The sequence below is a fragment of the Aeromonas sp. 5HA1 genome, assembly GCF_029237245.1.
Lineage (GTDB): Bacteria > Pseudomonadota > Gammaproteobacteria > Enterobacterales > Aeromonadaceae > Aeromonas > Aeromonas salmonicida.
The window spans coordinates 58,253-78,554 of record NZ_JAACFW010000019.1 but is presented as its reverse complement, the minus strand read 5'-3'; the positions used below and the strand labels follow the sequence as shown (position 1 = coordinate 78,554).

23 protein-coding genes are annotated in these 20,302 nt (G+C 53.8%); 2 read left to right on the top strand and 21 right to left on the bottom strand.

The window, feature by feature from the left end; all coding sequences use genetic code 11:
- The 3 genes from rsmH to GWQ27_RS16760 form a co-directional block, all read right to left on the bottom strand.
- Window positions 1-939 (bottom strand): 16S rRNA (cytosine(1402)-N(4))-methyltransferase RsmH, encoded by a 939-nt coding sequence (gene rsmH / locus GWQ27_RS16770; protein WP_275907820.1) that lies wholly within the window; start codon window positions 937-939, stop codon window positions 1-3.
- The gene (gene mraZ, locus GWQ27_RS16765) at window positions 940-1,398 is read right to left on the bottom strand and encodes a division/cell wall cluster transcriptional repressor MraZ (protein WP_021140324.1); all 459 of its coding nucleotides are present in this window, start codon (window positions 1,396-1,398) and stop codon (window positions 940-942) included.
- Between the two features lie 239 nt (window positions 1,399-1,637).
- Window positions 1,638-1,934, bottom strand: a complete 297-nt coding sequence (locus GWQ27_RS16760) for a hypothetical protein (RefSeq protein WP_059112819.1) — start codon at window positions 1,932-1,934, stop codon at window positions 1,638-1,640.
- Window positions 1,935-2,191: 257 nt separating this feature from the next.
- On the opposite strand from GWQ27_RS16760, the gene GWQ27_RS16755 reads away from it, so the two are divergent.
- Complete coding sequence (locus GWQ27_RS16755; RefSeq protein WP_059112827.1) at window positions 2,192-3,046, top strand: lytic transglycosylase domain-containing protein; 855 nt, start codon at window positions 2,192-2,194, stop codon at window positions 3,044-3,046.
- A 380-nt stretch (window positions 3,047-3,426) separates the two neighbouring features.
- On the opposite strand, the gene lafU is transcribed toward GWQ27_RS16755, so the two are convergent.
- The 10 genes from lafU to lafA (GWQ27_RS16705) all read right to left on the bottom strand — a co-directional run bounded on the left by lafU (window position 3,427) and on the right by lafA (GWQ27_RS16705) (window position 11,844).
- Window positions 3,427-4,374: a lateral flagellar motor protein LafU gene (lafU, locus tag GWQ27_RS16750; RefSeq protein ID WP_059112818.1), complete on the bottom strand. Its 948-nt coding sequence runs from the start codon at window positions 4,372-4,374 to the stop codon at window positions 3,427-3,429.
- The gene (lafT, locus tag GWQ27_RS16745; RefSeq protein WP_059112817.1) at window positions 4,374-5,231 is read right to left on the bottom strand and encodes a lateral flagellar motor stator protein LafT; all 858 of its coding nucleotides are present in this window, start codon (window positions 5,229-5,231) and stop codon (window positions 4,374-4,376) included. Before lafT ends, lafU begins: the two co-directional genes overlap by 1 nt.
- 47 nt (window positions 5,232-5,278) lie before the next feature.
- Entirely contained in the window at window positions 5,279-5,992 is a 714-nt protein-coding gene (gene lafS, locus GWQ27_RS16740; RefSeq protein ID WP_059112816.1) for a lateral flagellar system RNA polymerase sigma factor LafS, read from the bottom strand.
- Window positions 5,993-5,999: 7 nt separating this feature from the next.
- Window positions 6,000-6,458, bottom strand: coding sequence for a lateral flagellar basal body-associated protein LafF (lafF, locus tag GWQ27_RS16735; RefSeq protein ID WP_059112815.1), 459 nt, complete (start codon window positions 6,456-6,458; stop codon window positions 6,000-6,002).
- A gap of 38 nt (window positions 6,459-6,496) precedes the next feature.
- A complete protein-coding gene (gene lafE, locus GWQ27_RS16730; protein WP_265452033.1) occupies window positions 6,497-7,648 on the bottom strand; it encodes a lateral flagellar hook-length control protein LafE in 1,152 nt (383 codons plus the stop codon).
- Window positions 7,639-7,977: a LafX gene (locus GWQ27_RS16725; protein WP_275907819.1), complete on the bottom strand. Its 339-nt coding sequence runs from the start codon at window positions 7,975-7,977 to the stop codon at window positions 7,639-7,641. Before GWQ27_RS16725 ends, lafE begins: the two co-directional genes overlap by 10 nt.
- Before the next feature lie 122 nt (window positions 7,978-8,099).
- On the bottom strand, window positions 8,100-8,492 hold the full coding sequence (lafC, locus tag GWQ27_RS16720) for a lateral flagellar export chaperone LafC (RefSeq protein WP_042867958.1): 393 nt from the start codon (window positions 8,490-8,492) through the stop codon (window positions 8,100-8,102).
- Window positions 8,493-8,546: 54 nt separating this feature from the next.
- A complete protein-coding gene (gene lafB, locus GWQ27_RS16715) occupies window positions 8,547-9,830 on the bottom strand; it encodes a lateral flagellar capping protein LafB (protein WP_275907825.1) in 1,284 nt (427 codons plus the stop codon).
- A gap of 107 nt (window positions 9,831-9,937) precedes the next feature.
- The gene (gene lafA, locus GWQ27_RS16710) at window positions 9,938-10,801 is read right to left on the bottom strand and encodes a lateral flagellin LafA (protein WP_212539605.1); all 864 of its coding nucleotides are present in this window, start codon (window positions 10,799-10,801) and stop codon (window positions 9,938-9,940) included.
- A 179-nt stretch (window positions 10,802-10,980) separates the two neighbouring features.
- A complete protein-coding gene (lafA, locus tag GWQ27_RS16705) occupies window positions 10,981-11,844 on the bottom strand; it encodes a lateral flagellin LafA (RefSeq protein ID WP_212539604.1) in 864 nt (287 codons plus the stop codon).
- 206 nt (window positions 11,845-12,050) lie between these two features.
- Between lafA (GWQ27_RS16705) and fliB the strand changes: the two genes are divergently transcribed.
- A complete protein-coding gene (gene fliB / locus GWQ27_RS16700; RefSeq protein ID WP_275907818.1) occupies window positions 12,051-13,214 on the top strand; it encodes a flagellin lysine-N-methylase in 1,164 nt (387 codons plus the stop codon).
- 57 nt (window positions 13,215-13,271) lie between these two features.
- Here fliB and GWQ27_RS16695 read toward each other — a convergent pair whose 3' ends face one another.
- The 8 genes from GWQ27_RS16695 to lfgF form a co-directional block, all read right to left on the bottom strand.
- Window positions 13,272-14,273, bottom strand: a complete 1,002-nt coding sequence (locus GWQ27_RS16695) for a hypothetical protein (RefSeq protein ID WP_275907817.1) — start codon at window positions 14,271-14,273, stop codon at window positions 13,272-13,274.
- A gap of 21 nt (window positions 14,274-14,294) precedes the next feature.
- Entirely contained in the window at window positions 14,295-15,194 is a 900-nt protein-coding gene (lfgL, locus tag GWQ27_RS16690) for a lateral flagellar hook-associated protein LfgL (protein ID WP_212539602.1), read from the bottom strand.
- A gap of 10 nt (window positions 15,195-15,204) precedes the next feature.
- Window positions 15,205-16,524, bottom strand: a complete 1,320-nt coding sequence (lfgK, locus tag GWQ27_RS16685; protein ID WP_275907816.1) for a lateral flagellar hook-associated protein LfgK — start codon at window positions 16,522-16,524, stop codon at window positions 15,205-15,207.
- Window positions 16,524-16,922, bottom strand: a complete 399-nt coding sequence (locus GWQ27_RS16680) for a rod-binding protein (RefSeq protein ID WP_275907815.1) — start codon at window positions 16,920-16,922, stop codon at window positions 16,524-16,526. The genes lfgK and GWQ27_RS16680 overlap by 1 nt, the downstream gene beginning before the upstream one ends.
- A gap of 8 nt (window positions 16,923-16,930) precedes the next feature.
- Window positions 16,931-18,037: a lateral flagellar basal body P-ring FlgIL gene (fgIL, locus tag GWQ27_RS16675; RefSeq protein ID WP_275907814.1), complete on the bottom strand. Its 1,107-nt coding sequence runs from the start codon at window positions 18,035-18,037 to the stop codon at window positions 16,931-16,933.
- 8 nt (window positions 18,038-18,045) lie between these two features.
- The gene (gene flgH, locus GWQ27_RS16670; RefSeq protein ID WP_131731526.1) at window positions 18,046-18,717 is read right to left on the bottom strand and encodes a flagellar basal body L-ring protein FlgH; all 672 of its coding nucleotides are present in this window, start codon (window positions 18,715-18,717) and stop codon (window positions 18,046-18,048) included.
- Window positions 18,717-19,502, bottom strand: coding sequence for a lateral flagellar basal-body rod protein LfgG (gene lfgG / locus GWQ27_RS16665; RefSeq protein ID WP_005314259.1), 786 nt, complete (start codon window positions 19,500-19,502; stop codon window positions 18,717-18,719). The genes flgH and lfgG overlap by 1 nt, the downstream gene beginning before the upstream one ends.
- Window positions 19,503-19,566: 64 nt before the next feature.
- Window positions 19,567-20,301 (bottom strand): lateral flagellar basal-body rod protein LfgF, encoded by a 735-nt coding sequence (gene lfgF, locus GWQ27_RS16660; RefSeq protein WP_042867935.1) that lies wholly within the window; start codon window positions 20,299-20,301, stop codon window positions 19,567-19,569.
- Window position 20,302: the final 1 nt, after the last annotated feature.

Below are 20,302 nucleotides of genomic sequence, written 5' to 3'. Positions count from 1 at the left end.
TTACTCCGCCAGACGCTGGGCGACCCGCAGCACAGAGCTGCGGGATCGGCTGTTTTCGGTGACTTCGTGCTCGGAAGGCTTGAGCGCCTTGCCGACCGACTTCAATTTGCGACCACCGGCCAGTTGAGCTTCGGTCAAGGGGATGCCGCGCGGCACTTCGGGGCCTTTCTCGTGCTTGCGGATGAAGTGTTTCACCAACCGGTCTTCCAGCGAGTGGAAGCTGATGACGGAGAGGCGCCCTTCTGGCGCCAACGCCTGCAGGGCACCGTCCAGCGCTGTCTCTATCTCATCCAGTTCGCTGTTGATATAGATACGGATCGCCTGGAAGCTGCGTGTGGCGGCGTGCTTGCCCTTCTCCTTGCTCGGATTGACCCGGGCAATCATCTCAGCCAGCTGGCGGGTCCGTACGTAGGGCTCGGTGACCCGATCGTGGACGATAGCCCGGGCTATCTTCTTGGCAAAGCGCTCCTCACCGAAGGTCTTCAAGACCCAGGCGATATCATCCACATCGGCACGGGCCAGCCACTGCGCGGCACTCTGACCGGAGGTGGGATCCATGCGCATGTCGAGCGGGCCGTCCTTCATGAAACTGAAACCACGTTCGGCATCATCCAGCTGGGGTGAAGAGACACCGAGATCCAGCAGGAAGCCATCCACGTTGCCCAGCAAACCGCGCTCATCCAGATAGGAAACGATACCGGAGAAGGGACCATGCACTATTTCAAAACGCGGATCCTGGATCTTGGCCGCCTCGGCAATGGCTTGGGGATCCCGATCGATGGCGATCAACCGGCCATTGGGGCCAAGGTGCTGGAGAATGAGACGAGAGTGACCACCACGGCCAAAAGTACCGTCCACGTAGATGCCGTCCGGCTTGATGGCCAGCCCTTCAACGGCTTCGTGCAACAGCACTGTGATGTGTTCAGCGGCTTGGGTCATTTATAAAGAAAAATCCTGTAGTCGTGGCGAGCTTGCCCAGTCATCCTCAGGCAGGCCCTGAATGTCATCATTGACCTGTTGTTGCCAGCGGGCTTCATCCCACAGCTCAAACTTGTTGAGCTGGCCCACCAGCATGATCTTCTTGTCCAGCCCTGCGTGGCTGCGCAGTGGCTGGCTGAGCAGCAGACGGCCATTGCCGTCCAGCTCGCATTCGGTCGCATGGCCGAGCAACAACCGCTGCAAGCGGCGTTCTACGGGATTCATGCTGGAGAGCATCTTGAGCTTGCGCTCGATCTCTTCCCATTCGTTCAGGGGGTAAAGCAGCAGACAAGGATGGGCAATATCTATGGTGCAGACCAGCTGGCCGTCGCTTTCGTCGCGCAGCCAATCACGGTACTTGGTCGGAATCGCCAGTCGCCCTTTACTGTCCAGGCTGATGGCATGTGCACCACGCAACAAATTGCAGTCCCTGAAAATGAGTTAAGGGGGCAAATCGCCCGATAAAAACCACTTTGATCCACTTTTCCCCACCTTGAAGTTTAAGGACGTGCTGAGGGCTTTTCAAGCGAGGATATCGGGCATGGGGAACATATTGACGCAGCGTTTGGTCACTAAGGATTAAATGAGTTGATTTTCCACAGGTTATTTGTTCAGAAATAAAATCGATTAATTATGGCATGGTGTATAAACCACCATAATCAGGGAGAAATTATGAAGCGATACAGTACCACAGCACACAAAATGATGCTGACGCCTACCACAGGGTAAATAATGTAGTCATCGCCTGCTCGCCGCGCACGCAAGCAAACCAGCTGGCAAAGCAGCAGATTGTAGATGATCAGCAAAAATGTCAGCAGGAGATTCGCACCAAAGGTCAGCTCCCCAGCATGCATGACATAGAGTCCCATCAACACAAAATTGGCGAGAATCAAATAAAGTAAAAACTTCTGGATCGCCTTGCCCGATTTTGGGGTCTTTTTTACTCGTGCTATCATGCTTATCACGTCCTGGATACCACATGAACAGTCGACAGGAACTGTTAAAAACTGTTGAGATATATCATGTTTTTATTGTTCAGCTCTCCTTGCATCACCCTGGAATCATGACTCGGGCACTCTATTGGCTAGTCGGCACACTGTTACTGACTTCACCCTATTGTTATTCCTATCATAACTATCATTGGCAGGCTGGTTTTCCTACCCCTATACAAGGAAGAGGGGTCGAACTAGTTACTCAACAGACTCAGTTTTTACTGCGGCAACGCGACCATCTGCAAAAACGGATTACTCAGTCACAACCTATGATCCGATGGGTCGAGCAACAGGTTCGTGAGCGCAAGCTGCCTACCATGCTCGTTTTCCTTCCTTTAATTGAGAGCAGTTATCGACTGGATGTGGTATCTGCTGCAGGAGCTGCTGGGCCTTGGCAGTTGATGCCTGCTACCGCTGCTCGCTTCTCCATTCCCATGATTGCAGGTTTCGATGGACGCTACTCGCTACCACTCGCAACAGATGCGGCACTAACCTATCTCAGTTGGCTCTATCAATTTTTTGGTCAAGATTGGCTGCTGGCTCTGGCGGCTTATAACGCGGGCGAGGGACGAGTACTGAAAGCTATACTCGATGCTGGAACTCGCAATGTGTGGGAGCTATCGCTTCCAACAGAAACACGGCTATATGTAGCCCGGTTCATCGCGCTATCTCAACTGCTGGATCGTGCAGAACAATACCAATTCGTTTTACCATCTTGGCAGGAAGGGGAAAATTTGCAGGTAATACGGCACCCGAATGGGTGTTCATTACTCGATTGGGCAATGGCAAAAGGCGTGGCCATGAATGAGGCAAGCCGCTGGAATCCAGCCTGGCAGCTACCCAGTGCACCCGGAGTAACCAACTGTCCCATCGTCTATAGCCGTGGAAAGGTTACTCTACCACCCACAAAACATGGGTCGACTCTCCTTCAAAAAGCTATTTCGTTGGAAAGCTTGCATGATCCCTTGCTGCTGAAGGCAGCAAGGGGGCTGGATATGAGCCGTGAGGCGATCAGACTGGAGTCGTTACCGGATCCACTGGGACTGGAGACGAAGCGACCCCTCCTGACACCATGAAGCAATGTCGCCAATGGCTAAGCACTGGCGACAAGTCTACTGATTCTGGCTCTGACCAACGGGCACCATAAAAGCTCAAATATTGGCCGATTGGGCGCCGATGAGTTATCTGGCAATCAAGTACAATACGCGGGGAGAGCGACAGACTGACAATCTCGGGCAGGATAAAACGCGCAGGAGCCAGAAAACCAACGCCCCCTGGCCCTATATCCTTGATCACGGCCCTACCGATGCTCTTATCGAACAGAAGACCCGACACCATAAGACGTGCAGCAATACCGCAGCTTTGTGACTCCAGCGGAGTACTACCATCATGCAAATACCAACGGGGGACCTTACGCCGAGGATCGCTCAGCACATCTGATCCAGGCAGATCCATTTCAAGGTTTTCCATGAGAAGTGTCGTCCTTGGCTTGCTTCACTGCAGCTTGCGTTTGCGCGCTGAATAACTGTTCCAGATTTTTTTCCGCCTGGCTTGTCATTACCAACAGTTCGATGCGGCGGTTTTGGCTGCCTCGTGGATCAGCTGTATTTTCAAGCATGGTATCTGACATGGCAACGACCTGCCCCACCCGCTCGGGGGGCATGCCTCCGGCAAGCAAGACCCGCCTTGCCATCATGGCGCGATCGGACGAAAGCTCCCAGTTGCTATAGTTGTCACCCGCAAAGGGGGTACTATCGGTGTGGCCCGAGATCATGACCCGGTTCTCAACTCGCTGAAATATGGGAGCCAACGCCATCAGCATATGCCGGAAAAAGGGGCTGATCCGTGCGCTCCCACGACTGTACATCTCGCGCTCATCATCATCACGAATGAGAATCCTCAATCCTTGCGGCACCAATTGAAGCTCGAGGTTGTTTTTGGCTTGCATCTGGTCCGCCAACGAGCCAATGAACCCGGCCAGTTGCTTCATCTGCGCCTCACCTTCAATTTTCCCCACCAGCAGGTTCTCGTAACCTCCGCTGACTCCGTCAGAAAAGATGCTGCGATTTCGCTCCATATGCTTCGGCATCCGCTGCCCTTCTTCTACAAACTTGGGACTGAGCTCTTCCAGTACGGATGGGTTTCCTCCCAGATCCACTGGGTAGGGACTATTGCTGATATCGAACGGGTTCGCTTCACTGTCCATGATGCTGTAGTCACGTAAACGACTGGCCACCGCTTCACGCTCCTCCTGGCTGGAAACCGCCAAGATCCATAACACCATAAAAAATGCCATCATCGCCAAAGTGAAGTCAGCAAAGGCCACTTTCCAGGCTCCACCACCTTTAGGGGCACTACTGCGCCGTTGCTGGCGTTTGATGATGATCTGTTCGTGGTTACGCATTACATGGCCCTGTTCGTCACCCATTCTTCCAATTCAAGGAAGCTGGGTTTGACGTCTGGTTCCAGCATCTTGCGACCCGAGTCGACCGAGATGAGCGGGGTTTTGCCACGAAGCTGGGCAATCAGAATAGATTTTATGCACATCAGCAGTCCGATCCGACGCTTGACCATCTCTTCCATGGCATTGCTGATGGGCTCCAGCAAGCAGTAACAAAGGAAGATACCAATGAAGGTTCCCACTAACGCGGCAGCTACATGCACACCGATATTGCTCAAGGGACCATCCAGCTGCTGCATGGTAATGATGATCCCCATCACCGCAGCCAGGATACCGAAACCCGGGCAAGCCTCACCTGTCTTGTGCAGGGCATGTGCCGGTTTGAGCATATCCTCTTCGATGGCCATGATCTCCTGTTCCAGCATGGTATCCAGCTCATGGGGCGTAATCTTGCCCATTCCCAGTAAACGCAAGTTATCAATGATGAAACCGAGCAGTTGAGGATCTTCCGATATCTGGGGGTACATTAAAAATACTGAGCTTTGTTGCGGGTTTTCGATATGCTCATCTAGTGCCTTCATGCCCTTATTGCGAGTCTCCTCCAGCAATTGGTGCATCAAGGTCAGCAGCTCGCGGTAGATCTCTTTTTCATCCTTGTTGGATTTGAAGCACTGCTTCATCTGGTGCCACATCTCATGCATCACCTCTTTCGAGTTACCAAGAAACATGGAGCCGACCGCAGCGCCTATGATGATGATGAGCTCAGCTGGCTGCCACAAGGCAATCGGTTTGCCGCCCGCCATCATGAACCCCCCCAGCACACAAATGAAAATGACGCCAAGACCTATCTGTTTTTGCATGAACGCTCCCGCAGAATTCAAAGAGCTCCACCACAAGTGGTGAAGCATTAATATATGGAGTCGACCAAACGCTGTTTGAGCTGAAGGACGCACTGTTTGTGCAATTGGCAGACACGTGATTCAGTCAGGCCCAACACCAGCGCGATCTCCTTCATATTCAACTCTTGCTGGTAATAGAGTGAGAGCAGCAGTTGCTCCCGCTTGTCCAATGAGGTGAGAACCTTGCTGATGGTCATGGCCATATCGACATCATCAGACTCAGTGGCCGGCGCCTTGCCTCCATTCTCCAACCACTCTTCCAGACTCTGTAACGCTTCGGCTTGACTGGCATATGCCAGTTGGCGCACTTCCTCCACGGTACAATTCAGAGATACAGCCAGTTCCTGCTCAGTCGGAGCTCGTCCCAAACGGTTATACAGTTCTCGTTGGGCTTGATTGTGGCTGTGCACCTGCTGGCGTAGTTGACGGGGCCGCCAATCCAGACGCCGAAGCTCATCAAGCATGGCACCACGGATACGCTTGAAGGCGTAGCTTTCAAATTGGGGGTCCGGTTCACTATCGTAACGACGCCAGGCCTCCAGCAACCCCATCATGCCAACCTGCTCCATATCCTCCTGATCGAAGCAGGCAGAAACCTGGCTACGCAGGTGGCTGGCAGCCCGTTTCACTAACGGCAAATAACGAGTCAATATTGCCTGCTCACCCGTGCGAGGGGGCGAATGGGTAAGCTCAGGCGGTGTATCCCAATCGGCATCCATCATGTCGTTGTTATTGCACCAATACCTTGGTAATCAACACTTCATCCAGATAGGTTTTGTACCCATAGCCCTGTAGTGTCGCAACCAGTTTGCCGAGCAAAGAGCTTTGCAATGCCGTGATATTCTGCAACTCTTTTTTCACATCATCGTGTGTGCGATGACTGAAATACTGCACCATCGCATTGCGGATGAGCGGAGTCAGCTCATTGAGGGTATTAAGTTGTGCCGGATTATGAGTAACCAGAGCCAATTCCAGCACGAGATAATGAGACTCTGCCCCCCCTTCCAGACTGATGACAAAGCGCTCCATCGGTTTGAACAATGGAGTTGCACTCAACTCTGGCTTGGGTTCGGCCAGCCCCAGCCACACGGCGACCAAATCACGCTTTAGATAAACGCCATAGGCCAACACGGCTAATAGACACAGGGCCATCACGACCACCATCAACCACTTCATGACACGCCGCATAATATGAAATCACTCTTGCTATTGCCGGATAATAAAAATCAGACCAGGGTATTCAACCAATCCCGCATAGTGCTGTCAGTTGGTTCGATATCCTCTTGCCACTGCCGCCTGCCGGCCATAATTTGCTGTTGCTGCCATTTTTCCTGCTGCCCCTGCTCGCCTCCCTGACCAACATTGACCTCGACACCACCAGCATGATGGGGGGCCAAACTCATTCGCAGTCGCTCCATTGACTGGATCAATGCATCTCGCACAGCGGGATTGGTTACATTGAGCTGAACGTTGAGACGGTCACCATCGACCCGAACTGTCAGTTCAAGCCGCCCCAGCTCAGGCGGGTCAAGACGAATATGTGCTTGCTTGATCTGTTGATTGACCTGGAGCTCAACCTTGTCCTTCAACACATCTACCAGTTGCTGGCCCCAATGCGCCGGATTATCGGCCAACTTGGTGGGGGCCCATTGATACTCTGAGGGCCTGGAAAGAGGCGATGACAAGAGGTTTCCCATACCCCCCTTGAGCTCAGGCACACCAGAATCATGCTCGACTGGAACCTCAGCGCCCAGCAAGGGTTGCAAACTTGCTATCAGCTTGTCGCGTAATGGCAAGTCGCCAGTCTGGGCTGCTTGCTGCCCCACCATCATTCGTGAGAAATCGGTCACAGATAACGCAGGTTTATCCTTGCCCAACGTGGTCTGTTCAACAATATGCGGCACTTCCGTCTCCGACCGCCCATAGGCCGACAACGAACGCAATGCCACCGATATGGATGGGGCACGATCTTGAACGGCTCCTCCCTCCTTCCCGCTATGATCCGGTTGAGCAAGTATGGATGGGGCACGATCTTGAACGGCGCCGCCCTCCTTCCCGCTATTCATCTCCGCATCGGGCTGAGCAAGTCGTGCAGATGATAACCTCACAACTTCATCATTCAGGATGAAGACGGGTGGCATGTTGGTGAAGGACTCCAATTGTTCAGTCGCATCTTCTGGCGCCGTATCAACCACATCGGTGCCAGCATGAGCGTCGTCAACAACCTCTGCTGGCAGTGCAGTGAGTTCTTCTGTAAACGGGAGATCCAGGGGTTGGTACATTTCGCCTTGCTCGTCAGGCTGACGGGCAAGACGGTTGAACCCGCTCGATTCAAGGTTAGCTACGCTGTCGACACCGGAAAACTGGATCATGCCCATTCTTGTACCTCACCATAAGCCTGCAACCCCTCACGTTTCCGAGACAGATCGTGCCATTCCTGCTCACGCAGGGCCGTTTCTTGCTGACATAACAACAGGGCCTCCTGTTGCCAGTTGCGTACCTGTGCCCGGGCTGGCTCCAATGATGACCACAAGTCCGGTTGCTTGAGCATGTGTTGAATGAATTGAGCCAGACGGCTATCGGTCAGACGCACAGCTTCCCATTGACCAGCACGCGCCTGTTGCAAGATCAGGCGACCCAGCCCCAACAGCTGACGCTGGCGAGTCTCTAATTCTGTGCTGAGCGGCTTAGACCCGGTCATCGACATGATAATGGCCCCTAATTAAGATGACCTTACCGACTAGCAAGGAGCAAGCCAGATATGGAATTGAGGAATTTCAGATAATGGCTGCGGTATTGAGTTGAAACAGGGGAAGAATAACTTCCGCATTAGCGAGGATGCTGCGCCATCGCTTCCCAACCTTCCTTCAATTCCAGCAGAATACGACGAACCTCGGCAAACCCGGCGACATCGTTGGATACACTGATCTCAAACAAACGCTGACCACAGTAGTCATAAAGACGGTGCAGGTTGGCTGCAAGCTCCCCGCCCTTCTCCATGTCCAGAGCACTATCAAGTCCCCCCAAGATTTGCAGGCACTTGTTGATAGTCTGCCCCTTGCGCTCAAACTGCTTGGCAAGAATATGGCCTTCCGCCCTGGCCATCTCATCAAGCAGACCATCCATCAGCATCAGCACCAGCTGATGGGGATCGGCACTGGCAGCCTTGGCCTGAGTAGCAGCAAACTGGTAGGCATCGTAGCCATCTTGGTGTTCAAACATGTACAACTCGCTTGTTCGGGATAAGAAGCAACGAATGGTGGGACTGACTCTGGCTTAGAGTGAGCCCATCGTCTGCAACATTTGGTTCATGGTGGTGAACTGGTTGAGATAGCGCTTATACGCGGAATCCATACGACGATCCAGTGCTTCCATACGCTCATTTACACGCTTTTCACTGGCCTCCAATCCGCTCTTGCGTCCCTTCAAGGCACCATCACGTTTGGTATAAGGATCCAGAGAGTCAGTCATCCGCTTGAGCAAACCATCATCCCCCATCAGCGCCTTGCCGAGTATCTCGGGGTCCTTCTCCAGTACTTTGTTGAAATCAGTTTCACTGAAGGAGAGCTTGCCGGTCTTGTCGGTCTTGATCCCGAGACTACTGAGGCTCAAACCATTGGGCAGGTCTCGCACGCTGTTGGACAACATACTCTTGAGGCTACGCACACCACTGTCAGAGGAGAGCGCCCCCGGCGCCTTGGGATCGCTGGAGGTCATCTTGGCCAGCTCATCGACCAGTTCGTTATAACTGTCGACGAACTTCTTGAGAGAGCCAGTGACGGCCTCTTTGTCCTGATCCACTGTCACCAGCAAGGGGGCATCACCGCTCTTCTGGGCCTTGGTCAGCTGAAACGTCAGCCCATCAACCACATTTTCAATCTTGTTGCTGGCGGAGGTAATGGTCAGCGGTTTATCTCCCCCCATTTGCAACTTGGCGTCTTGTGCCTGCGTGATATTGGTCTTGCCGGCGACGGCAACCCCCAGCGCATTGGAGGCATCTCCGCTATAGTTGAGAGTGATGGCATTTTCCACCCCGCTATCCTTGCTGGTCAGCACCATACTGACCTTGCCATCGGTTCGCACCAGGGTTGCCTTCACGCCAGGATTGTCCTTGGCATTGTTGATCTCAGAGACCAGATCCTTGGCGGTAGCACCTGCCGGCAGGCTTGACAGATCGATGTCGATGGCCTTGCCCTTGACGGTCAGAGAGAGCACTCCATCTGCTGGCAGGAGAGCAGTATCACTGTCCAGTTGCAATCCGACCTGATGGGACTGTGCCAGTTGCTCCACGAAGAAGTTGTACTGGCCCGAGCTGGCCTTGCCATTACTCGTCACTGTCATGATTCCGTCTTGGGACATGGTAGCTTTCTGGGCCTGCAGGTTGGTCGCCTTGTTCAAATCCTTGAGCATGGTCTGGAAGCTAGACAACTTGGTGTTGAGCGCACTGATGGCGCTCTGCTGCCCCTTGACACTGTCCATCTGCTTCTTCAACAGCTTATCCATGTTCTGGCGCTCAATAGCTACCAGTTGCATCGCCATGCTGGCCGGATCTACTTGCATCATCACATCCTTTTATCTGTGGCATGCCTGTTGAAAACGGACGAGAGAATCACTTTTCGACAAACACGCGAAACAAGAGGCTGCCCATACGGGCAGCCAAGGAACCATCAACGCAGCAGGGAAGTGACCATGCCGGTCATCTGGTTGGAGTTGGACAGCACGGACATGCCAGCCTGCATAAGCATCTGGTTCTTGGTCATGTTGGTGCTCTCCTGGGCAAAATCGGCATCCATGATACGGCCGTTCGCCAAGTCGGTATTCTCTTTCATGTTGGAGAGGTTGTTGACGGTGTGTTCCAGACGGTTGATGTTGGCACCGAACGCGGAGCGGGCTTCACCTATTCCCTTGGAGAAGGTGTCCAGCTCGGCCATAGCTGCAGTGGCCTTAGTCTGATCATCGATCCCGGCAGCAACCGCGGTACCTTTGGTGCCTTTATCGTCGGCAATAACTCCCTTAAGGGCGGTCGCCAGGGTGCCATCGTCTTTAAGTTCCAGCTTCTCGGCGGCGGAGCCACCAATCTGGAAGGTCACGGCCTTCTGGAAACCTTGATCCTTGGCCAGCAGGGTTTGGCCACCGAAAGTAGTGTTGCTGGTGATGTTGTCCAGCTCGGCGCGCAGCTCGCCAAATTCGGCATTCATGGCCTTGCGATCGTCAGCAGTACTGGTACCGTTCGCAGACTGGGTTGCCAGATCCTTCATGCGCTGAACGATATTGCTCATCTCGTCCATGGCACCTTCGCCAGTCTGCATCATGGAGATGGCATCCTGAGCATTGCGCATGCCCACCTTCTGGCCACTGGATTGGGCTTGCAGACGGGTAGCCATCTGAAGACCGGCTGCATCATCGGCAGCAGAGTTGATACGCAGACCGGTACCCAGACGCTGCATGGCAGTGCCCAGCATCTTGTTGGTGGAATTCAGCTGGCTTTGGGTGGTCAGCGAAGCGAAATTAGTATGAATGGACAAACCCATGATCTACTCCTCAAAAGGCTGCAACGCAGCGGGTAACTCTACACAGAATGTAAAGCGACAGGTGCTAGCGAAGACTTGAATGGAGAACGAAAAATATGAGGAGGAGATGAAAAATGGAAAAAAGGGGGAGAGGGACAGTAAGAAGATGGCACTCACCCCAAGGATGAGTGCCACTGAGATTAGCGTAGCAGGGAAGTGACCATACCAGTCATCTGATTGGAGTTGGATAGCACAGACATACCAGCCTGCATCAGCATCTGGTTCTTGGTCATGTTTGTACTCTCCTGGGCGAAGTCGGCATCCATGATGCGACCGTTCGCCAGGTCGGTGTTCTCTTTCATGTTGGAGAGGTTGTTGACGGTGTGCTCCAGACGGTTGATGTTGGCACCGAAGGCGGAACGGGACTCACCGATCTTCTGGGAGAAGGTGTCCAGCTCAGCCATGGAGGCAGTTGCCTTGGCCTGATCATCGATACCAGCCTTGACGGCTGCGCCATCGGTACCCTTGCCGGTACCCACAACTTCAGCCAGCGCCTTGGCCAAGGTGCCAGTTTTTTTCAGCTCCAGCTTCTCGGCACCAGTACCACCAATCTGGAAGGTCACATCTTCCTGGAAGCCCTTGCCAGTCTTCAGCAGCTCTTGTCCGCCGAAGGTGGTGTTGTTGCTGATGTTATCCAGCTCGGCGCGTAGTTCGGTGAATTCGGCATCCATGGCTTTACGATCTTCAGCTGTGCTGGTGCCGTTCGCAGACTGAGTAGCCAGATCCTTCATGCGCTGAACGATGTTGCTCATCTCGTCCATGGCACCTTCACCGGTCTGCATCATGGAAATGGCATCCTGGGCGTTGCGCATGCCCACTTTCTGGCCGCTGGACTGGGATTGTAGACGGGTCGCCATCTGCAGACCGGCTGCGTCATCGGCGGCGGAGTTTATGCGCAGACCGGTACCCAGACGCTGCATGGCGGTACCCAGCATCTTGTTGGTGGTATTAAGCTGGCTCTGGGTGGTCAGAGACGCAAAATTGGTGTGAATGGACAAGCCCATGATGTATTCCTCGATATGTCGCTGCACTGCAGCCTGTTAGGTTGACATCAGATATAGGCGACACCTTTCTCGCAGAAATGTAGACTGGTCACTGCATATTTTTGTCTCACCGCTCTTCCGCCGTGAGCCAGCTCACCGCCGTAGAGCTGGGGTACTCGGCATGGTTATTGCTTAGAAAGCGCCATCTTCCATCACCGGACAGCGACATGGCAGCTTTCCTCTATACCCCTCACTTCGTTCAACATTTCCAGTGCATCGGCGATCGCTGCGAGGATAACTGCTGTCATAGCTGGACCATCAGCATCGACAAGAATACCTTCCGCAACTACGAGCAACACCCAGATCCTACCGTCAAATCTCTGAGTAAATTGCATATCCGCAAGGTGAAACAGAGCAACGAGCACTGGGGGGAAATCTTGCTCGATGAACAGGGAGCTTGCCCCTTCCTTGACGAGAACCGTCTGTGCCACATCCACAGCAAGGCCGGTGCGGAAGCACTGAGCCATACCTGCAAGACCTATCCCAGATCCCATTCGCGCATCGGCAACCAGGTCAGGAAGTCCCTGATGCTCTCCTGCCCCGAGGTCTGTCGGCAGCTATTACTCGACCCCATCGCGATGCAGACCGAGGTGACCGCGCTGGATCAGCGTCTACCATTCACTTCCCCGCCTTCCGCCGCAATGGCAACCCTGCACAGTCTGAGCATCCATGTGCTGGCAGCCACCGATATCCCCGTCGAAATACGACTGTGGCTGATCGGCATGCTGATCCACCGGGATCCTGCGCAGCTGTCACACGAAGACTTCCTGGATCAGGTGGCCATGCTGGCCGAGGGGGGGGAACTGCTCACCATATTCGAGCAACTGCCGGTCTTGCCGCGGCTACAGTGGTGGGGACTACGCACAATCACCCATCAGCTGCTGGCCTATTCACAGGGACGGCGGGGGCGGCAGACCATGCAGCGCTGCCTTGACAAGATCAATCTCTTGCTGGAGGGGGTATATGATGAGGAGAAACTCGTACAGCTGCAGCAAGCCTGGTACGACAAGGTCTCGCCCTTCCTAGCGGCTCGCCCCCAGATCATGAACAACTACCTACTCTACTACGTCTATCACCACAACTTTCCTCAGCAGCAGCACGCCCCGTCCCAGGCCTATCAATTTTTGGTGATCGACTACTTCCTGCTACGCAACTACCTCTGCCTGCTGGCCCTGGAGAAGGAGCTGGAAGAACAGGATGTCGTTAACTTGTTTTACAGCTACCACACCATACGTCAGCACAATGTGGGTTTTCTCAAGACCATAGAGCAAGGGTTGAGTAAATCGAGCCTCGCCTCGGATCTCAGCCTCTATGCCTTACTGAAACCCTAAAGCAAAACCGCCAGCATATCGCTGGCGGTTTCTTTATCTAGGGTCACACTCCCCGCTTCAGGTCAGCAAGGCGACCACATTCTGGCGAGAAATATTTGCCTGAGCCAGTAGGCCTGACATAGTCCCCATAAAACCGCCGTCCTTGAGCTGCTGGCTGAGCTTGACTTGCAACTGCTCCAGCTCTTCCTGTTTAAGGTTCTGACTACGCGCCTTTACTCGAACGAGCTGCTTGACCATTTTCTGGCGAAACTGTTTGAGCTCACGCACGGACTGTTCAATCTCGCCAAGCAGCCGCTTTAGGCGCTGCTGTTCCTGCTTGAGCTCACCCTTGTCGATGCCCTCGCCAAGTTGAGTCAGTTGCCCTGGTTTGGGTTTGAATTGAACCGGGATAGGATTTCCCGCAGGAATCCGGATGCCTTCTCCACTCAACAACACGGGTTCATCAAGTTTACGTCTGTGCTGGTCAGGCACACTCAATTCAAGCTTTCCGAGTTCGTTTAACCGTACCTGGATATTTTCTTTGCGCAGAGCCCGATCCAGCATGGAGACCACTTCAGCCTCATTGGCTCCGGCAGGTAATATAACTTCAGCTGCACTACTGGTTTGTGGAAAAGAGAAAACAAGACGCTCGGCACTCGCCTTGGGGGTAAGCAAATCGAGTCGCTCGGAACTGTAATGAACGCGGCTATCCGTAACAGAGGCCAGCAGGCGCGGCCTCAGCTCTGAGGTCAAGGGGGACTTAGGTTGGGTCAACTTCTCTTCTAACAATTTCAGGCGCGATACCAGATCGCCACTCACAGTACGATTTTGGCCGAGTTGCTGCTCTAGACGTTTCAACTCACCCCACACCTGGCTCAAGGCTTGTTCCCCCCCCTGGGCATGGGCAATTCGCTGCTGAGCCGTGCCGATTAGAGCCCAGCGATCCAGCCGGACAATATTGGGGTGACGTTCCGTTTTGCTGGCTGACTGGGACGTAGTTTGAGCAGTCACGCGCCCGCGCAGTCGGGGCTGAGGAGGTGTTTCGGCCACTCCGCCCAAACGGGTTTGTTGGATCTGCATCATGGCTCCCTGAACCTGAATTTATGGCATGTAGTTGAACAGGCTCAAACCGTTGACCTTGGCAAATGCCTGTTGTTGCACTTGCAAGGCCATCAGCACATGAGCTTGCTGGGTGACGGCACTGGCATAATCGAGGGACTCTATCTGATTACTCACTTCCTTGCTATAGACACCCTTCTCTGCATGCCCTTCATCCACTTGATCAAGCAAATTAATACGAGCACCAATAGAACTAACCATCTGGCTGATATCGTCCTGTAATGTCTTGCTTCTATCCAGCATGTTCCGAGCTTGATCCGCTGCATCGGGAGCACCGCTTTCCATGGCATTTACCATAGCATCCAGCTGCTTGAAGAAGTCTCCATTCTGGGTGAACAGCTGGTCTGCCGTCTGATTGAGCCCCACGGTCACGCCTTTGGCGATACTGACTTCCCGGATCAGGGCATCTCCCTGATATTGGTAATCACCAGCAGGGGTTTTAACGATCGCAGTCTGGTTCACCTGGCTGCCAGCAAAAAGGCTCGAACCACTCTCGTTTCTGGCATTGGCCAGATCCAGCAAACCATCCTTGATAACGGCAGTCTCACTGGCCACCGCGCGGCGATCATCTCCGGACAGCGAGCCAGTAGCCGCGGTTTGGGTCAGCTCACGTAATCGCATCAGCATGTTGGTCATGGATTCAAGCTGAATCTCCCCTTGGGAGAGCTGGCTCTTGGCGTTGGCAATATTTTTCTGATATTGCTCCATGGCAACCTGCTCTTTCTTCAACCCGAGCAGCCGTACGCTCCCCACGGGATCATCCGAGGGTTGCAGGATACGTTTGTTAGCCGATATCTGGCGATCAAGCCGGGCATATTCACCGAAACCATGTTGCAGATTGTCGAGCATGCTGAGTTGGATCTGGTTAGTGCTGATGCGCATGGTCACTCCGTCAGAACATGTTCAGGATGGAATTGAAGAGCTGATCGGAAGTACTGATCACTTTGGCATTGGCCTGATATGCCTTGGTATAGGCCATGATCTTGACCCCTTCTTCATCGGTGTTGACCCCACTGACACTGCTCAGTTTGGTGGCCAGCTGTTTCTCCATATTGGCATCCGCCTCCATGGTGGCCTTGGCTTGGCCACTTTGTACCGCCATCCGGCCAAGCAAGGCACTGTAGGCATCATATTGGCTATCTTTGATGGTCAGCAGCTCTTGCAAGTTGCGGTTGTCACCGCTACCGCCGCCCGCCTTGGCAAAAGCCAGATCATCGCCAGTGAAGCCATCCGCAATCTTCAGGGTTCCAGACGGATTGAGTGGATCGTACGTGAAGAGAGATTTCCCCGGGTTACCATGCAGATCGACCCCTCCGCTCTGCTTGGCATTAAAATCATCTGCCAGTTTCTTTGCTATCTGATTAAGCTCGTCACGGAGCGGGCGCAAGACTGTCGTCCTGTATTCGAGCACCCCGGCCAGACTGCCACCATGCAGCTTGGGGACATCAAAGGACTGAGGTCCAAAGCTGAGGCTGAGCGAATCACCAGCCAAAGAGAGAGTACTGCTACTACCAGCCAATACCAGTGGCTGTCCCTGAGGCAAACTTAACGAGAATGAACCGTCACTTTGTCGGTTGACCCTAACTTCCATGAAGGTCGACAACTCACGCACAATTTGCTCGCGACTATCTTCCAGTACCGAGGTGTTGACCCCCTTGGAAGCCTGCTCGCTAATCTGGGTATTCAGCTCGGCCACTTGTTTCAGGTAGCTGTTGACCTGAGAGACAGTGCTGTTCAGTTGATCGTCGATCTGTTTCTCTTGTGTCAGCATGCTCTCATTCAACTGGCCAAATCTGTTGGCCAACGCACCGGCAGAACTGACGATCTGGCTGCGCTGTGCTGGCGTTTCCGGGCTATCGAGTGCAGCACTCAAGGAGGCAAAAAAACTGTCCAGTCCCTTGGCGATATTCATCGACTCACTACCCAACAACTGCTCGGTAGTATTGATGTACTGATGAAAGGAATAAGAAGCGCCAGTGGAAGAGCGACTGCGCCAATGCTGTGAAACCAGGTAGTCATCCGTGATCCTGCGAACACCGGTTACCTCTACCCCCATACCGTTGTCCAGTCGACCAAAGCCGGACAAACTGCCCATCATGGCTTCCTGGCGGCTATAGCCTATGGTATTGACGTTGGCGATATTCTGGGCGGTGACGTTCAACGCGATCTGGGCCGCGTTAAGTCCGCTAAAACCGATATTGAGCATCGACATCAGTCAACTTTCCTCATTTTTGCCGAATTCAGAGGCTGACTGAAGGCAGCCAGGGTATGTGGTTCTGAAGCGACCACAGACTCGGCATTCTTTAATGTCGGTGCTAATTGACTGACCATCTGCTCTTTCAACCCCATACCACCACGCTTGACAAGACTCATCGCCAACTGACTGTCATACATGTCGCGGTATAGCTCCTCTCCTTTAATGATCTTGTCATCCTCATCCTGCATGGCGTCAGAGGCTGAACGCATATGTTTGAGCACTGTCTGTAAAAAGCTCACTTCAAATTGGCCCGCTGCAGCATCCAGCGCAGCACGTTGATCCGGATTGCTCTTTATCTGCTGCAATTCATTGAGATCCTGATAAAAACCAGGCTCTGACGTTATTCTGGTCATAACGATCCTTAGATGACCACCAATTCTCCCTCGAGGGCACCGGCCTCATCGAGAGCTTGTAAAATGGCCATTACATCATCTGGAGTTGCCCCGAGTGAATTAACTGCCTTGACGATCACCTCTAACGAAGTGCCATCCGGCCAGACAAACATGTTGTTTCGCTCTCTATCCACCTGGATCTTCGAGTTCGGTGTCGTCGTCGTTTGTCCATTGGAGAAAGCATTGGGTTGACTGACATTCTGGCTCTCGCCGATGGTCACGGTCAAACTACCATGGCTAACCGCAGCCTTGTGTACCTTGACCCCTTGCCCCATCACAACTGTCCCGGTCCGGCTGTTAAACACCACCCTGGGCCGCTCCTTGCCCATGTCGACCTGAATGTCTTGCAGTAGCGCCATGAAAGAGATCCGCTGACTCTCATCCTTGGGAGCCGTGACCTGGATCCGCCCCGCACTCACCGCTCTGGCTACTGGACCAAGCTGGCGGTTGATTTCCCGCTCAACATTGCGGGCCGTTTTAAAATTGGGTTGGCGCAGATTGAGCGTCACCTCGGGTTTATCCGCAAAGTTGCTGACTGCCTCGCGCTCAATGATGGCGCCATTGGGAATAATGCCTGCCGTCGGCACATTGATGGTCACAGAGGAACCGGATTGCCCCTCAGCCTTGACGCCGGCGACCACTAGATTCCCTTGAGCAACTGCGTACACGTCCCCATCGATACCACGCAATGGTGTCAACAGCAGTGAACCACCGCGCAGGCTCTTGGCATCCCCGATTGAGGTCACGGTTACATCCACCAGCTGTCCCTTGCCAGCCAAGGCTGGTAGCGTCGCCTGTACCGATACGGCAGCGACGTTCTTAAGCTTGGGATCGAGATCATCGGGTAACTGCACGCCAAACTGCTTTAGCATGTTGGCCATGGATTGGCCGGTAAATTTGACCTGGCTACGATCTCCCGTACCCGACAGGCCGACGACCAGGCCATAGCCCACCAGCTGGTTGGTTCGCATTCCCTGCACATCGGCAATATCCAGCAAAGCCCGCTTGGCAGGAGGCGCGGCATTAGCCCACCAGGGCAGGCTCAGGAAGAGCAAGGTAATAAACCATTTGTTCATGTAAACCCTCAAAAAGGTGCGAATGCGGAACTAAAGAAACGCCCCAGCCACCCCATCTGATTACTGTCGGCAAGTGCGCCCCGCCCAGCATAGGTAATGCGGGCATCAGCAATGCGCTGGGAAGAAATGCGGTTGCTCTGATCGATATCTTCCACCCTCACCATGCCACCCAGACGAATATATTCGTCTCCTTGATTAAGACGGATCCACTTTTCGCCCCTGATCCCCAGCACCCCATTTGGCATCACTTCGGCAACAGTTACCGTAATGGAACCGGCTAGCGTGTTTTGCTGGCTGGAAGTAGCGCCACCATCGAAGTCACGATCAGCACTCAAGCTCGCGCCCCAGTCGGAACGCAGTTTTCCACCAATCGAGGGCGCAGGCACGTTCATGCTGCTGTTCTTGCTCATGCTGGTGTTTGCTTTCTTGCTCGACTGAGTACGCTCTTCCAGCACCACGGTCAGAATATCGCCGATACGATAGGCTCGACGATCCTGAAACAGAGTCATCATGTAGTCGCCACGATAGAGGCTACCGTCTTCTCCCCGAGCAGAGACGGATAGCTTGGGTCGAGAAGGAGCCCACTTTTCGTCACCAGGCTCAGGGGCCTTGAGCTCATAAGTGGCACAGCCACCCAGCAGCAATACCACCCAAAGATAACGCCACATCGCCTTCATCATCACAGTGCCTGAGTGACAAACTTGAGCATCTGATCTGCGGCGGAGACTACCTTGGCATTCATCTCATAGGCGCGTTGAGTAGTGATCATGTCAACCATCTCCTCCACCACGTTGACGTTGGAACTTTCCAACGTGAACTGCTTGATGGCGCCCATCGCCTCCTCACCCGGCACCCCTTCAATGGCTTCACCTGATGCACCAGTCGCACGGTAAAGGTTGCCCCCCAGAGCTTCCAACCCAGCGGGATTCGTGAAATTGGTCAAGGTAATACGCCCCAGCTCCACGTTTTCTTGCTGGCCTGGCAGCGTCGCACTCACGGTCCCATCAGTACCGATGGAAACCTTGGTCGCATTGTCGGGGATCTGGATCTGCGGCAACATGGGCAGCCCATCCGAATTCACCAGCAAACCTTCGGCATTGCGGTGCCACTGACCATTACGGGTATAGGCCGTTTCTCCATCAGGACGTTCGACACCAAAGAAACCGGCACCGACAACCGCCATATCCAATTCCTGATTGGTATTCTGAAACTGCCCAGGGGTAAACACTTTCTGTGTGCCGACCACACGCACACCATTACCCATCTGAATGCCAATGGGTGACAGGTTTTGCTGATCCTGCTGAGCGCCCGGCTGGCGTTGTACCTGATAGAACAAGTCTTCAAAGGCCACGCGATCGCGCTTGAAGCCAACCGTATTCACGTTGGCCAAGTTGTTGGAAATGCTGGCCATCTTGGCATCTTGTGCCGACAGACCCGTTTTACTCACCCAAAGTGCTGCATGCATTTTTGCTTCTCCACCTGATTCGTTGGTGCGCTACCAAGCTGCAAGCTCGCCACGCATCTCTTTGCTAGCCCTGACCGGAAATAAGTCTGGCCCCCTGCCGGGCCTGATCATCTGCGGTTTTCATCAACTTGACCTGAAGCTCGAAATTGCGGGTCAATGACATACTGCTGATCAGCTCATCGACCGCATTGACATTGGCTCCTTCAAGAAAACCTGAGGCCAGTACCACCTGCTCACTGGTCTCGGCATCCCCCCCTTGGCGCAAGCGGAAGAGTCCATCTGGACCTTTTACCAGTTCAACCGGATCCGGGTTGACCAGCTTGAGGCGACCCACATCCAATCGGGCACCACCACCCGGTGGCGTGATACTCAGGGAGCCATCCTTGCCGAAGCTCAAATCACGATAGGCAGGCAGTACCATTTCCCCACCATCTCCCAGCACAGGGCGGCCATTGAGAGTCAATAGCCCTTCAGCATCCACTTCCAGGTTACCTGCCCGGGTATAGGCTTCTTTGCCATCGGCAGTTTGCACTGTGATAAAACCTTCACCACGTACAGCCACATCCAGTTTGCGACCCGTTTGCATCAGAGCGCCCGCCTTAAAATCCGTGCCGGCCATCTCTTCGCGCGCCATGACCCGGCTTGGATAACCATCACCGGTCAGTGCATAGGCTGAGACCCGCTCAAAATCGGCCCGAAAACCGGCGGTATTGACGTTAGCCAGGTTATTCGCCCGAATCTGCTGGGCCATCAGGGTATGTTGCGCCCCCGACATGGCGGTATAGATAAGCTTTTCCACG